At 72.2% G+C, this 12,949-nt stretch carries 14 protein-coding genes; 5 read left to right on the top strand and 9 right to left on the bottom strand.

Annotation, left to right across the window (positions count from 1 at the left end):
- A partial coding sequence (locus tag VIL67_RS19605) for a PAS domain-containing protein (RefSeq protein WP_332050614.1) occupies positions 1 to 300 on the bottom strand: 300 nt, incomplete at its 3' end.
- Entirely contained in the window at positions 282 to 974 is a 693-nt protein-coding gene (locus VIL67_RS19600; protein WP_332050613.1) for a PAS domain-containing protein, read from the bottom strand. The genes VIL67_RS19605 and VIL67_RS19600, both read right to left, overlap by 19 nt.
- 140 nt (positions 975 to 1,114) lie before the next feature.
- On the opposite strand from VIL67_RS19600, the gene VIL67_RS19595 reads away from it, so the two are divergent.
- From VIL67_RS19595 to VIL67_RS19585, 3 genes are read left to right on the top strand one after another with little or no spacing between them, the layout of a single operon-like run.
- Positions 1,115 to 2,128, top strand: coding sequence for an SDR family oxidoreductase (locus tag VIL67_RS19595; RefSeq protein ID WP_332050612.1), 1,014 nt, complete (start codon positions 1,115 to 1,117; stop codon positions 2,126 to 2,128).
- Positions 2,129 to 2,131: 3 nt separating this feature from the next.
- Positions 2,132 to 3,244, top strand: a complete 1,113-nt coding sequence (locus tag VIL67_RS19590) for a catalase family protein (RefSeq protein WP_332050611.1) — start codon at positions 2,132 to 2,134, stop codon at positions 3,242 to 3,244.
- A 9-nt stretch (positions 3,245 to 3,253) separates the two neighbouring features.
- Positions 3,254 to 3,781, top strand: coding sequence for a 2'-5' RNA ligase family protein (locus VIL67_RS19585; RefSeq protein WP_332050610.1), 528 nt, complete (start codon positions 3,254 to 3,256; stop codon positions 3,779 to 3,781).
- A 15-nt stretch (positions 3,782 to 3,796) separates the two neighbouring features.
- On the opposite strand, the gene VIL67_RS19580 is transcribed toward VIL67_RS19585, so the two are convergent.
- Complete coding sequence (locus tag VIL67_RS19580) at positions 3,797 to 4,393, bottom strand: GNAT family N-acetyltransferase (RefSeq protein WP_332050609.1); 597 nt, start codon at positions 4,391 to 4,393, stop codon at positions 3,797 to 3,799.
- Between the two features lie 143 nt (positions 4,394 to 4,536).
- On the opposite strand from VIL67_RS19580, the gene VIL67_RS19575 reads away from it, so the two are divergent.
- Positions 4,537 to 5,370 carry an N-acyl homoserine lactonase family protein gene (locus VIL67_RS19575; RefSeq protein WP_332050608.1) on the top strand — a complete coding sequence of 278 codons (834 nt, stop codon included), beginning with the start codon at positions 4,537 to 4,539 and terminating at the stop codon, positions 5,368 to 5,370.
- Between the two features lie 116 nt (positions 5,371 to 5,486).
- Here the strand turns inward: VIL67_RS19575 and VIL67_RS19570 are convergent, their stop codons facing one another.
- From VIL67_RS19570 to VIL67_RS19555, 4 genes are all read right to left on the bottom strand, one after another.
- The gene (locus VIL67_RS19570) at positions 5,487 to 5,990 is read right to left on the bottom strand and encodes a hypothetical protein (RefSeq protein WP_332050607.1); all 504 of its coding nucleotides are present in this window, start codon (positions 5,988 to 5,990) and stop codon (positions 5,487 to 5,489) included.
- A 133-nt stretch (positions 5,991 to 6,123) separates the two neighbouring features.
- A complete protein-coding gene (locus VIL67_RS19565; protein WP_332050606.1) occupies positions 6,124 to 7,656 on the bottom strand; it encodes a spinster family MFS transporter in 1,533 nt (510 codons plus the stop codon).
- Between the two features lie 122 nt (positions 7,657 to 7,778).
- Complete coding sequence (locus VIL67_RS19560) at positions 7,779 to 9,272, bottom strand: tetratricopeptide repeat protein (RefSeq protein WP_332050605.1); 1,494 nt, start codon at positions 9,270 to 9,272, stop codon at positions 7,779 to 7,781.
- 103 nt (positions 9,273 to 9,375) lie between these two features.
- Entirely contained in the window at positions 9,376 to 9,732 is a 357-nt protein-coding gene (locus VIL67_RS19555; protein WP_332050604.1) for a hypothetical protein, read from the bottom strand.
- 235 nt (positions 9,733 to 9,967) lie between these two features.
- Between VIL67_RS19555 and VIL67_RS19550 the strand changes: the two genes are divergently transcribed.
- Positions 9,968 to 10,276: a hypothetical protein gene (locus VIL67_RS19550; RefSeq protein WP_332050603.1), complete on the top strand. Its 309-nt coding sequence runs from the start codon at positions 9,968 to 9,970 to the stop codon at positions 10,274 to 10,276.
- Positions 10,277 to 10,493: 217 nt separating this feature from the next.
- Here the strand turns inward: VIL67_RS19550 and VIL67_RS19545 are convergent, their stop codons facing one another.
- Positions 10,494 to 11,039 carry a DUF1003 domain-containing protein gene (locus tag VIL67_RS19545; protein WP_332050602.1) on the bottom strand — a complete coding sequence of 182 codons (546 nt, stop codon included), beginning with the start codon at positions 11,037 to 11,039 and terminating at the stop codon, positions 10,494 to 10,496.
- A gap of 184 nt (positions 11,040 to 11,223) precedes the next feature.
- Positions 11,224 to 12,669: a spinster family MFS transporter gene (locus tag VIL67_RS19540; RefSeq protein WP_332050601.1), complete on the bottom strand. Its 1,446-nt coding sequence runs from the start codon at positions 12,667 to 12,669 to the stop codon at positions 11,224 to 11,226.
- Positions 12,670 to 12,949 lie beyond the last annotated feature (280 nt).

Raw genomic sequence — 12,949 nt, 5'->3', positions numbered from 1 at the left:
AACTGTCGCCAGGTTGTTCTTCACGCGGTGATTGAGCTCGAGGACCATGAGCTGCAGCTGCTCCTGGCTCGCGCGAACGGCCAGTTCCGACAATGTGCGGTCGGTGACGTCCGCTCCGAGTACGAAAATCCCTGTAACCCGACCCTCACCGTCCCGAAGCGGCTGGTAAACGAAGTCGACGTAACGCTCGTTCACCGCACCTGCGGGCTCGGGCTGGACCGCGTACTTGGCGCCGTTCGCCGCGTAGGCCACCCCGCTCGAATAGACGTCGTCGAGCAGCGTCAGATAACCCTGGGCCACGGCGTCAGGCAGGGCCTCTGCGACTGTTCGACCGAGCACCGGGCGATGGCCCACCAGGTCATGTAGCCGGGGTTCGCCATCTCGATGCGATGGTCGGGTCCTGACAGCATGGCCATAAAAGTCGGCGCTTGCTGGAACAGGTCGACGAGGCGCTGGCGCTCGCCGCTGACCCTGCGCTCTGCAAGCACCAGCTGGGTTGTCTCGTGCACCGCGCAGAACATCCCGGCGACCGTCCCGTCTTCCGCCCGCACCGGCGAGTACGAGAAGGTGAACCAGGCCTCTTCGTCATAGTCCTTGCGACTGACGATCAGCCGAAGGTTCTCGTGATAGGACGCTTCGCCGGCCATGGCGGTCCGGATCAGCGGCCAGATATCGTCCCAGATCTCGGCCCAGATCTCGCGGAAGTGGCCGCCCAGCGCCGCCGGATGCTTGGCGCCCAGGATCTCCGCGTAGGCGTCGTTGTAGAGAAAGCCGAGCTCCTCGCCCCAGGCGACGAACATCGGGAACTTCGAATTCAGCAGAAGGCCGACAACGGATCTTAGCGACTGCGGCCACGACGCCGGGTGTCCCAGAGGCGAGCCTTCCCAGTCGTGAGCGCGCATCATCTCACCGACTTGGCCGCCGCCACTTAGGAAGGGCAGGTCCAGACGCCCAGCCAAGAGGGTTTCGGTCATTCAGCTCGCCTCAGCAACCAGGCCGGTGTTAGACGCTCATTTGCCGGAGGTCACCCACTCTCGCAGTTGAGTTCACGAGGAGCGCGCGCCTCCCGCGCCTGGCGCGGGAACATCGGGCGGGGGCGTCGGCTTGTGCGGCCATGACGAGCGCATCCTCTATCTCACCGGTTGTCGTGATCACCGGGGCTTCGAGCGGGATCGGGCGGGCCACGGCGCTGGCGTTCGCCGAGCAGGGCGCGCGGCTTGTGCTGGCGGCGCGGCGCGAACCGGAGCTGGAGGCGGTGGCGAGATCGTGCCGCGAGCTCGGCGCCCAAGCCGTTGTGGCGCCGGCGGACGTCAGTTCAGCCGAGGACGTGCAGAGGCTCGCGAGCCAGGCTGCGCAGGCGTTCGGCCACATCGACGTCTGGATCAACAACGCCGGCGTGCTGCACTTCGGGCGGGTGGACGAGACACCCACTGAGGTCCTGGATCGCGTGCTTTCGGTGAACCTCTCCGGGGCCCTCTACGGCTCCCGGGCTGCGCTGGCTCACTTCCGGCGTCGCGGCCGGGGGACGCTGATCAACACGGGCTCGGTGCTGGGCCTCGTGGGCCAGCCGTTCGCCGCGGCCTACATCGCCAGCAAGTTCGGCGTCAGGGGCCTGTCCGAAGCGTTGCGGCAGGAGGTGCACGACCAGCCGGACATCCACGTCTGCACCGTCATGCCGGCGGCCATCGACACCGCCGCCTACCAGCGCGCCGCCAACTACATGGGCCGCGAGATGCTGCCGATCCGCCTGCTCTATCCGCCGGAGGCCGTCGCGCGGGTCTGCGTGAAACTTTGGAAGCGCCCGCGGCGAGAAGCCTTCGCGGGCCCGGCGTTCGGCCTTGTGACCGCCACGGGAAAGGCGCTCGCGCCGGCGCTCAGCGAATGGGTCACCGAAGTGGCCGCCCGCACCATGGAAGTCGGCTCCGCGCCGCGGGATGCGAGCGAGGGCAATCTCTGGCGGCCAAGCTCGGACGGGCTGGATGAGAACGGCGGATGGCGGCGACGTTTCGCCCGGCGCACGCCGCCGCTGACCCTGCTCGGCCTCGGTCTCGGGCTGGGCGTCGCGGGCGCGTTCGCGCTCAGCCGGACGCTGGGGAACCGGAACGCGGCGGTGACGCCGGCCGCCTGACCCATGGATCGGCACCGACCCCCGCATCTCGTCGAGCCGGCCGATCTCCAGGCGCATCTCCCAAGCCGCATCGCGCTCTACTCGGCCGACGTGGAACGTGTCGGTCCAGACGAGCCCGAGATGGCGGAGCGGCTGGCCGGAGCCATCCGGTCGCTCGCCGAACGAACGGAAGACCGGCGAGGGGAGGCCGTTCGGGCGGTGCACGCCAAGACCTACGCTGTCCTCGAAGGCGAACTGGAGGTGGAAGCCGGCCTTCCGGCGCCTCTGGCGCAGGGCCTGTTCGCCCAGCCGCATCGTTATGGCGTCACCCTGCGTCTCTCGAGCCTTTCGGGGGACGTGCTCCCGGACCAGGCCTCGCTCCCGCGGGGATGCGCCCTGAAGGTGCGCGGCGCGCCGGGCCCTCGCATCGCGGGAGCGCCGGAGCGGGACACCCAGGACTTCGTCCTGGCCAACAGCCGCACCTTCAACGCGCGCAACGCCAGGCTCTTCCTGGCGGCGATCCAGGCGCTGACGCCCGCCACCGAGCAGGCGTTTGGGATCAAGACCGCGGCCTCAGGCCTTCTGCGCCGGCTGGAGGGCCTGCTCGAGCGACACGGCGTCGAGAGTCCCGAGTTGAAGGCGATCGGCGGGCAGCCCTTGGTGCATCCGCTCGGCGACACCTTCTTCGGCCAGGTTCCCGTGCGCTACGGACGGCATATGGCGAAGCTTTGCCTGACGCCGGAGAGCGCGCAGCGGCGGGCGTTTCGCGACGCGCCCCTGGCGAGGGGCGGCGATCCCGACGCGGTGGCCCTGGCGCTGGAGGACCATTTCGCCTCGCAAGGCGCGGCCTGGCGCCTGTGCGTCCAACTCTGCACGGACCCTGCTCGGATGCCGGTCGAAGACGGCGTGGACGCGTGGGACGAGGAAGAGAGCCCGTTCCTGCCCGTTGCGAGGCTGCGGGTGGAGCCGCAGGCTCTCCTGGGCGAGGCGGCCGCCAGGTCTCTCGCCTTCTCCCCCTGGAACGGGCTCGAGGCGCACAGGCCGCTCGGCGAACTCATGCGGCTCCGGCGCGCCGCCTACGCCTGGTCGCGCGAACATCGGCTGGGCGCGGGTGGCGCGGCGGACGGGGCGCGCTAGCCTGGCCGGATGAGCGACGATCAACAGCCCTTCATCGTAACAGCGGCGCTGGAGGAGAGCGCGTTCGACTGGTTCGACGCTTTGCGGCGGGAGCATTTCCCGGCCGGGCGGAACGTCGTGCCGGCGCACCTGACGCTGTTCCATGCCTTGCCGGGCGACCGGGAAGCGGAGGTCGGGGCGGTGCTGAAGGCCGCATGCGCGCGGGCGGCGCCCATGGAGGCGGCGGTGCGCGGGCCGTGGTGGCTGGGGCGCGGGGTGGCCTATCGGCTGAGCTCGCCCGCCCTGGAGGCCCTGCGGGCCGAGCTGGCGCAGGCCTTCGAGCCCTGGCTCACGGCGCAGGACCGGGCGGCCTGGCGGCCGCACATCACCGTCCAGAACAAGGCCGAGCCCCAGGTCGCCCGGGCCTTGCTGGAAGAATTGCAGCACGCCTTCGAGCCGTTCGCCTTCGTGGTCGAGGGGCTGCTGGTCTGGCGCTACCTGGGCGGCCCGTGGGCGCCCGTGGCGCGCCTGCCGTTCGGCGACGCTAGATCGGACTGAGGCGGGGGGCGGAGTTCAAGAGGCCGGCGGAGATCCACCCGCCCGCGCCCTGCGGCGCATGGGTGTCAGGCGCGGGACGTCTTCGACCTCGATCAGCCCGGCTACCTCGAAGCCGTGGCGTTCGTAGAACGGGACCAGGGCCGGGTTCGAGGCCTCCAGATAGGCCTCGGCGCCGTCCGCGTCGATGCGGGCGAGTGCATGGCGCAGGAGGACCGAACCGAGGCCGCGGCCCTGCCGGCGCGGGTCGACGCCGAGCGTCCAGAGGTACCAGTGCGGCGTCGCGGGGTGGTGCTGTTCCATGGCCTCCCGCAGCTTGCCGGCGATGCGCTCGTCATCGGCCGTGCCGGGCATGTCGAGGGCGGCCATGCGCGCGGGGTCGGCGGTGACGCCCGGCGGAAGCCACATGGCCGCGCCCTCATAATCCGGCGTGACGTGGACCGAGCCCGCCTCGAAGCCGCGCTCGCCCTGCGCCAGCAGGACCTGGGGCCACCAGCGCAGGTAGTCGCTGGCGCCCGGCCACCAGTAGCGGGTCACCGGATCCGTCGCGAAGGCCAGGGTGAGGGTGTCGAGCACGGCTGCCTGCTCTGCGGGCTGGGCGATACGGACGTCCATGGGCCGGTCTCCCTGGCGAGGTCTGGCCGAAGTGTCCGCCGAACGGGGCGGACTGTGAAGCCGGGGCCGATTGCCACCCGCCGGGCCGCAGCCTAGCCTCGCTCCGCAGCCCTGTCGCCGCAGCCCTCCCGGAGGTCCTCCCAATGCGCCTGTTCGCCCTGACCGCGGCCGCTCTCTGTCTGTTGGGCGGCGAGGCCGCCGCCGCCGCCCCCGACGTGCGGCTCCATGCGCTGGATTGCGGCCGGCTGACCGTACCCAATGCGGACCCTTTCGCCGACGACGGGGCGTACAAGGGCGTGGCCAAGGACCTGGTGGTCCCCTGCTACCTGGTGCGCCACCCGAAGGGCGACCTGCTGTGGGACACCGGGGTGCCGCAGGCGATCGCCGACATGCCCGGCGGCAAGGGACCTGGCGGGATCTCGGTGGCGCGCAAGCTGACGGACCAGCTGAAGGAGCTCGGGCTCCGCCCCGAGGACGTGGAGTACGTCTCGGTCTCGCACAGCCACTTCGACCACATCGGAAACGCCGGGCTCTTTGCGCGCTCCACCTGGATCGTCGATCCCGATGAGCGGGCCTATGCCTTCCGGCCGCAAGCGCGGGCGAACGCGGCCGAGTTCGCCGCCTACTCGGCGCTCGAGAACGCCAAGACGATCCTCGTGGAAGGCGACGCACTCCACGACGTGTTCGGCGACGGCTCGGTTCAGGTCGTGCCGACGCCCGGCCACACGCCCGGGCACACGGTGCTGCTGGTGCGGCTGCCCAAGGCCGGGCCCGTCCTGCTGACCGGCGACCTGTGGCACATCGCCGAGAGCCGGGCGGCCCGGCGGGTGCCGCGGTTCAACGTGGATCGCGCCCAGACCCTGCGCAGCTACGACCGCGTGGAGGCCCTCGCCCGCGAGACGGGCGCGCGGGTCGTGCGCCAGCACGTGCCCGAAGACTTCGAGAGCCTGCCGCGGTTTCCCGCGCCGCTGCGCTGAGCTGCGCCCGCCGGAGCGGACCTAGGAAGCGCGGGCCTAGCGGCGGGCGGTCGCGGCCGGCCTCAGGCCCCCGGACGCCATTTCATCGACGGGTGCTCGTAGCGAGCGCGCGCGGCTCAGGACCGGTTCCATGTGCGGGCCTTGCGGCAGGTGGCGGCGGGATCGATGCGCAGGTCCGCAGGCCGGGCGCCGGTGGCCTCATCCACCACCACGAGCTGGCAGCGGGTGAGGCTGCGCGGCGCGCGGTGCTCGACGCGGTAGCGGCGCCCGGCGCGCGGCGTGAAGGTGGCGCTGGCGTAGCAGCCGAGCGGGACCGACTGGATCAGGCCGGCGTTTATCCGCAGCGTCAGGTAGGTGCTTTCGGCGAACAGGGTGACCGGCCGCTCGGCCGGCACGCGGGTGGTCTTCGAATTCGGATCGATCCAGCTGAGGCCGAAGGCGCGGCGGGCGTCCTCGCACGCCTGGGTTTCGGAGACGAACAGGGTCTGCAGCGTCGCCTCCCCGAGCCCCGCCTTCTCCACAGCCTCCACGAACACGACCTGGGCCTGCGGCCCGCCAGCGTCCGACACCTTGTAGGCGGTCGCACAACCCGCGAGCGCGAGCGCGACCACGGGAGCCATCGTCCCGGCCCTCATCCTCATCTTCGCCTCCCAGCCTCAGCCCCCGCCAGCGGCGCGGCCGGGCGGGTCCGGGCGGTTGAACTGCGTCAAGCCGAACCTTGTTCCGCGACCGAGGATTGTGCGGCGGCGCGCCTCAGGCGGCCGCCTGGGCCGCCTTGGCGCGGGCGATGTCCCGGGGCAGGGTGATGGACGCCAGCAGGTAGTGGACCCCGGCCCAGGCGTAGATCAGCAGGTTCGACACGATGCCCGAGCGGGTGCCCTGGGCGGTGGCGGACTTGCACGCGGCGTCGATGGCGGCGGACCCGCCCTCGGGCCCGATCCCGCCCGGGCAGGCGTCCTTGAAGACGCCCACGCCGCCGGCGTCGATCCAGGCCTGCTGGGCGAACATGTCGATGCACCAGCCGGTGAAGGGCGGGCCGAAGCCCAGCGCGATCAGGTTCAGGACGAAGAACAGCAGGGCCACGGCGGTGGCGCGCATGCGCACGTCCATGGCGTTCTGCACCACGCCGAAGGTCGGGCCGAGGTAGGTGTAGTGCAAGATCCCCGGCAGCAGCAGGATGGCGAAGGCCAGCTGATAGCTGTCGCGGGTGTAGGCCAGGATGTAGAGCGGGGTGGCGGCGATCAGGCCGATGGCCGGCACAAGGGCGTACCAGCGCGCGCTACGCTTGGAGGCCCAGTCGGTGAGCACGCCGCCCAGCAGGGTGCCGATGCCGTTGGAGATCCCGCCGATCAGGCCAATGGCGAGGCCCACGGTCGCGAGGCCGAGGCCGAACTCGCGGATGAAGTAGGGCGGGGCGTACTGGCCGGTGCCGTAGCCGGCGAAGCTGGCCACCGTGATGCCGGCGGCCATGTGGAACATGCCCCAGGAGCCGAACAGCCGCTTGGCCACCACCAGCATGCCGGGCGGCTTCTCCATGGTCGGCGCTGGCGCGGCCGAGACCGGGGCCGGGGCGGCGTCGGGGGCTCCGGCCACCGAGGCCTCGCGGCCGAGCGCGCCGGGGGTCTCGTCGGGGGCGACGCCGGTCTCCGCGGCGGCCAGCTGGCGGTCGCTCCAGCCGCGCGGCGGCTCCTTGACGACAAGCTTGATGGCGATGGCCACCAGGACGCCCGGCAGGCCGACCAGCATGAAGGCCGCCTGCCAGGAGACGTTCTCGGCGATCCAGCCGCCGGCGATCGCCCCGAACATGGCGCCCAGGGGAATGCCCAGGGAGTAGATGGAAAGCGCCGAGGCGCGCTTCTTGGGCTCGAAATAGTCGCTGATCAGCGAGTGGGCGGGCGGGGAGAGGCCGGCCTCTCCGACGCCGACGCCGACCCGGTAGAGCAGCAGCTGGACGTAGGTGGTGGCGGTGCCGCAGAGCGCGGTGAAGGCCGACCAGACGATGATGGCGATGGTGATGATGTTCACCCGGCTCTTGCGTTCGGCGAGCCTGGCGATGGGCACGCCCAGCGCCGTGTAGAGCAGGGCGAAGGACAGGCCGCCCAGCCAGCCCAGCTGGGTGTCGGTGAGCTTGAGGTCGACCTTGATGGCCTGGCCGATGGTCGAGATGATCGTGCGGTCGATGAAGTTGAAGGTGTAGGCCACCACCAGCAGGGCCAGCACCGTCCCCTTGTAGCCGTTGGAGAAGGCGGGCTCGGGCGCGGAGCCCCGTTCGGACGCGGCGGTCATCGTGGGCGGCCTCCCCATGTGGCGCCGCCGTCCCGGTGTGGGCGGCGGGTCGCTGTCGTTGGCGGGCAGCCTAGGGGGAAAACCGCGCCGGTGGATAGGGGGGCTGGCGCGGCGTCAGGGGCCTAGGGGCGGCGGCCGGAGGCGGCCTGCGCCAGCCGCGGGTCGAGGCGCAGGGCGGCGTCGTCGTCCTGGCGGGCGCGCGCCAGTTCGCCCAGGGCGGCGAGCGCGATGCTGCGGCGCTGGAGCGCCAAGGCGTCCTGCGGCTGGAGGGCGAGGGCCTGGCTGAGGTCGGCGACGGCGGCCTTCGGCCGGCCGAGGTCGAGTTCGGCCACCCCGCGGCCGCGCCAGGCGGCGGCGTCCTTCGGGTCGAGCTCGATGGCGCGGGTGTAGTCGGCGATCGCGGCGGCGGAATCGCCGCGGGCCAGGCGCAGGACGGCCCGGTCGCGCCACGCGGCGGCGCGGGCCGGGTCCAGCGCGATCACCCGGTCGTAGTCGGCGAGCGCCCGGGCGACCTCGCCCCGGGACTTCAGCGCCTGGGCGCGGTTCATCAGGGCGGAGACGAAGCGCGGGTCGATGGCCAGCGCCCGGTCGAGGTCGGCGACCGCCCTGGCCCAGTCGTCCTGCTGCATCCAGGCCACGGCGCGGTTGTTCCAGGCGTCGCGGAAGCCCGGGTCGAGCGCCACGGCGCGGCCGAAGTCGGCGATCGCCAGGTCGCGGGCGCCGGCGGCCAGGTAGGCGTCGCCACGGATCTTGATCAGCTCGGCGTCGGTGGGGTTGAGGTCGATGGCGCGGCTGAACTCGGCGATGGCCTGCTCGCCGCGGCCCAGCGCCTGCAGGGCCTGCGCCCGTGTGCGCCGGGCGCCCGCCTGCCGGGGATCGAGGCGCAGGGCCTCGGCGGCGTCGGCCTCCGCGCGGGCGGCCTCCCCCTTCTTCTGCCAGGCCAGGCCCCGTTCACGCCAGGCGGCGGCGTCCTGCGGGGCCAGCGCGATGGCGGCGGAGAGGTCGGCGATGGCCCCGTCGAGGTCGCCCAACCGGCCGCGCACGCCAGCGCGGGCCAGGAAGACCTCGGGCGCGCCGGGGGACAGGCGAGCGGCCTCGTCGAGGTCCGCCAGGGCGCCGGACGGCTCCCCGCGGCCGATCCGGACCGCGGCGCGGTTCCGCCAGCCGAGCGGCAGGGTGGGATCCGCGGCGATGGCGGCGTCGAAGTCGGCCAGGGCCTGGTCCTCGCGGCCCAGGGCCACGTGGGCCAGGCCGCGGTTGACGAAGGTGCGGGCCATGACGCCCTCGCTGCGGGCGGCGGCGAGCCCGAGCTCGAGCGCGGCGGTGTAGTCGGCGATGGCCGCCGCATGCTCGCCGCGCTGCTGGCGGACGAAGCCGCGGTTGCGAAGGGCGATGGCGTGTTCGACAGCGGTGCGGGTGCGGTCGGCGATGATCCGGGTGCAGGCGGCGATCAGCTTCTCGGGCCGCTCGGCCGAGGCGCACTCCTGGTTGTTGCGGCCCTCGAGCGCGGGGCGGAACTCCTGGCCGCTGGAGGCGGCCTCGGCCGCGCCGTGCGCCGTGATGGCCAGCACCGTGATGGCCAGCACCAGCGCCGGCCCGAGCAGCTTCCTGGCCATTCTGCGCGTCTCCCCCATACCCGCAAAGCAACGCACGGTTGTCGGGCGCTGGCAAGGGCGAGGCGAGGGCGCCGCGGCTTAGCGGGCTCGGGGGCGGGCGCTTCTACTTCCGGCGTTCGGCGCAGCCGGATCGGCCGTCGGCAGGCCGGGCGACGATGTCGCTCGTGTCCACGCCGAGCTCCTCCATGTTCATGAGCTTGCGGGCGGCGTATCTGACCTGTTCGTCGCTGGCCTTGGCGAACTGCGGTGTCTTGCGCAGCGCCGCCTCGTAGGCCGCCAGGTCGGCGCGCTGCGACGTACGCCGGTCGTCGCTGCGAGGCTCGGCGGCGCAGGAAGGGCTCGGCGCATCTGCGACGGCCGCCCTCCCGCCGGCCTTCTGCTCGGCCCCGGCGGCCAGAGGCAGCACGACAAGCATGGCCGCGGCCAGCCCCGCGATCGGCGCCGATCCGTCTCGTGTCAAAGTGGAATCTCCCTCTGCCGGTTGTTCGCCACACAACGCCGTTCTGCGTGAGGTGATCCCGACGTCCAGGAGCTGCCAGCCCTCCGGCGCATCGCGGGGACGAGTCTCAGGCGGCAGCGCACCTCGCCCGAGCGGGCGGCGATCCGATCGGCGTGACGCCGGGCGGGAACGCCCGCCGTCGGCGTGCGTAGTGCGCTCGGGGCGCGAGCGGCGCGCCGGGCCGGAGGACATGGACATGCGGCGGATGTGGATGGGGGCGCTGGGCGCCCTGGCGCTGGCGGGCTGCAATCAGGCGCCCGACACGCCGCAGGAGAAGGCCGAGACGGTGGCGGAGGCGGCGCGCGACGCTTCGGTGGCGGCCAGCCAGGCGGAGGCTGCGGCGAGGCAGGCGGCGAACGCAGCGGCCGACGCCGCGACCGCACAGACCATGGCGGCCAGCCAGGCGGCCGGCAACGCCGCCGCCGCCGCGGGCCAGGAGGCCGAGAAGGCCGGCGAACGCTCGGCCGAGGCCGGCGAGCGGGCCCAGGCGGCGCAGCAGCCTTGAGGCGAGGCCGCGCGGGCTAGCGGCCGCGGCGGCGGCGATCAAGTCGCGCAGCCGACCGACCTCCTCGGCGACCAGATCGGGATCTTCCTGGGCGACGCCGTGGCCACAGCGCTCGGCGACCACGAAGCGCGCGCGGTAGGAGAGGCCGGCCAGCCGCTGCTGGCCCTCGCGCCAGCCGGACCCCAGGCGGGCGGGGCAAGGGCGGGGCCGGGAGCGCCTAGTCCTTGGTGGCTTCGAGGGTGTCGAGGACCACTTCCGGGGCGACGTCCTTGCGGAGTTCGTCGAGGGCCGGGTCGCGGCTTTCGTGGATGTCGAGCTTGTCGGCGATGGCGGTGGTGAGCTGGATCAGGCGGGTGACCTCGTGCTCGGTCAGCAGGTTGATCTGCAGGTCGAGGTCGGCGCGGCGGTCGGCGGCCCTGGCGGCGCGGTTCTGGCTGATCAGCACGAAGGTGGAGAGGAAGATCGCCTCCACCGAGGCGGCGGTGGCCAGGATCACAAAGGTGCGGTCGAAGCGCGGGATCCAGGGGATCAGGCCGACGTTGGCGCCCACCCAGACCGCCAGGATGGCCAGATGCACGTAGACGAAGGTCATGCTGCCGGTGAAGGCGGTGACCGCGGCGGCGAGCTTCTCCTGCAGGGGGGCGTTCTGCTCGTCGCGCCGGTGGCGCTCGGACAGGGCCTGGATGTTGCGCGCCAGCGCGGAGTTCAGCCCCGGCGGCTCGGGCGGGGGGACGGTAGGGGACGGGTTTTGGGTCGGGTCCATCGCCGCTCGCGGATCTGCTGAGAACGCCGGCGCTGAGCGCCTGAGCGGGTCAACGCACGAAGCGGCGTCTCGGAGCAATGGCCGGGGCGGAGGCGATCCCGCCGCCGGCCGAGGCCGCCCCGCGACCCTGTCCCGCCCCGCGTGGGGAGGAACAGGCGGGGGAGCGGCCGCGCGCGGAGGGTGGTCAGCTCACCGTGTCCTCACGGATGGTGCGCCGCGCCAGCCAGAAGCAGGCGAAGGCGGCCAGGCCGAAGAGGGTGGAGATGATCAGCGCCCAGCGCACGCCTTCGCCGACGCCCACCGCGCAGGTGGCCTTGGCGGCGCCCACGGCCGTCTTGCAGGCGCTGACGCTGAGCCCGTCGGCCGCCAGGAAGGTGTTGGCGGCCACGTCCGAGACGATGCCGACGGCCAGCGGTCCAAGGCCCAGGCCGACCAGGTTGATGATGAACAGCAGGAGCGCTGCGGCCGTGGCCCGCATGTGCGGAGGCACCACCGATTGGCCGGTGCCGTAGACCGGGCCGTACCAGAGCGTGCCCAGGAAGCCATTGATCGCCAGGATGCAAAGCGCCACAGCCGCGGAATCGATGGTCACGGCGACGATGTAGACCGGGATGGTGATCAGGCTGGCGATTGCCGGGGTGACCATGTAGGCGCGCAGGTCGTTCTTGCCGAACTTGTCGGCGATGACCCCGCCCATCCAGGCGCCCAGCGCGCCGGCCGAGCCGCTGATGACGCCCAGCGCCAGGCCGATGAAGCCGATGGGGCCAAGATCGATGCCGAGGATGTCGCCCCAGAAGTCGGCCAGCTGGGCGATCTCGGCCGTGTGGTTGCGCAGGAAGAAGGAGGCGGTGAAGGGCGCGTGGCCGTAGCCGATGAAAGCTTTGATGGCTGCGGCGAAGGCGATGAACCAGAAGGTGTTGCGCTTGGCGAGATAGCGCACGGTTTCGCTGAAGGAGGCCATCTCGGCGGTCACCTTGGCCGCATGCTGCGCCATGATCCGGCGCGGCTCCTTCAGGGTGAAGATGGCCAGGGCGGCGAACAAGAGGCCGGGGACGCCGGCGATCAGGAAGGCGGTGCGCCAGCCGTAGGCGTCGGCGACCATGCCGCCCATGACCAGGCCGAGCAGGGAGCCGATCGGCGTGCCCATGGAGTAGAAGGCGAGCGCGGAGGCGCGCTTCTCCCGGGGCACGTAGTCGACGATCAGCGAGTGGGCGGGCGGCGTGCAGCCCGCCTCGCCGACGCCGACGCCGATCCGGTAGAGCACCAGCTGCCAGAAGTTGCCCGCCGTGGCGCAGAGCGCCGTGAACCCGCTCCAGACGGCCACCGAGGTGCCGATGATCACCGCGCGGTTCTTGCGCTCGGCCATGCGGGCGATGGGGATGCCCAGGACGGTGTAGAAGACCGCGAAGGCCAGGCCGCTCATCAGGCCGAGCTGCCAGTCCGCGAGCTTGAGGTCCTGCTTGATGGGTTCGGCCAGGATGTTGATCACCTGCCGGTCGAGGAAGTTGATCACGTAGATGCCCATCAGCAGCCACATGGCGTAGCGCGTGTAGCCGCGGCTGAACGGCGGCGCGCCGACGGTGGCGGGCGGGGCGACGTGCGGTTCGACGTCCGGCGTGGCGGTGGTCATGGCCTAATGGGCTCCGGGCGGTTTGAAAAATGGGGGCAGTGGAAAGCGGGGTGGGCGGTCATAGGCCGGCCGGCGCGGCGGGCGGGCCGGCGTAAAGGGCGCCCTGTCGACAGGGGCGAGGCCAATCGCCCGCCCGTCACGCACCATCGTCGGGGACCTTGGTCCTCGTCCGGCATCCTTACTCGCGTCCTGCCCAGGTCGGTTCTTGTGTTCTTGCCCGCCACTAGACGGGAGCCCGTCCGGTTCGGCAATAGGGGCTTTCCTTACGTCAGGCATGGAG

It is taken from the genome of Phenylobacterium sp., assembly GCF_036563385.1.
Classification (GTDB): domain Bacteria; phylum Pseudomonadota; class Alphaproteobacteria; order Caulobacterales; family Caulobacteraceae; genus Phenylobacterium.
Note: the sequence above shows the minus strand (reverse complement) of the source record. Positions and strands in the feature narration are given on the sequence as shown.

Coding starts and splice junctions, on each gene's coding strand:
- VIL67_RS19565 (WP_332050606.1), bottom strand. CDS start 7,656: ATGACCGCCGCGTCCGAACGGGGCTCCGCGCCCGAGCCCGCCTTCTCC.
- VIL67_RS19560 (WP_332050605.1), bottom strand. CDS start 9,272: ATGGCCAGGAAGCTGCTCGGGCCGGCGCTGGTGCTGGCCATCACGGTG.
- VIL67_RS19600 (WP_332050613.1), bottom strand. CDS start 974: ATGACCGAAACCCTCTTGGCTGGGCGTCTGGACCTGCCCTTCCTAAGT.
- VIL67_RS19580 (WP_332050609.1), bottom strand. CDS start 4,393: ATGGACGTCCGTATCGCCCAGCCCGCAGAGCAGGCAGCCGTGCTCGAC.
- VIL67_RS19550 (WP_332050603.1), top strand. CDS start 9,968: ATGCGGCGGATGTGGATGGGGGCGCTGGGCGCCCTGGCGCTGGCGGGC.
- VIL67_RS19585 (WP_332050610.1), top strand. CDS start 3,254: ATGAGCGACGATCAACAGCCCTTCATCGTAACAGCGGCGCTGGAGGAG.
- VIL67_RS19540 (WP_332050601.1), bottom strand. CDS start 12,669: ATGACCACCGCCACGCCGGACGTCGAACCGCACGTCGCCCCGCCCGCC.
- VIL67_RS19590 (WP_332050611.1), top strand. CDS start 2,132: ATGGATCGGCACCGACCCCCGCATCTCGTCGAGCCGGCCGATCTCCAG.
- VIL67_RS19545 (WP_332050602.1), bottom strand. CDS start 11,039: ATGGACCCGACCCAAAACCCGTCCCCTACCGTCCCCCCGCCCGAGCCG.
- VIL67_RS19570 (WP_332050607.1), bottom strand. CDS start 5,990: ATGGCTCCCGTGGTCGCGCTCGCGCTCGCGGGTTGTGCGACCGCCTAC.
- VIL67_RS19595 (WP_332050612.1), top strand. CDS start 1,115: ATGACGAGCGCATCCTCTATCTCACCGGTTGTCGTGATCACCGGGGCT.
- VIL67_RS19575 (WP_332050608.1), top strand. CDS start 4,537: ATGCGCCTGTTCGCCCTGACCGCGGCCGCTCTCTGTCTGTTGGGCGGC.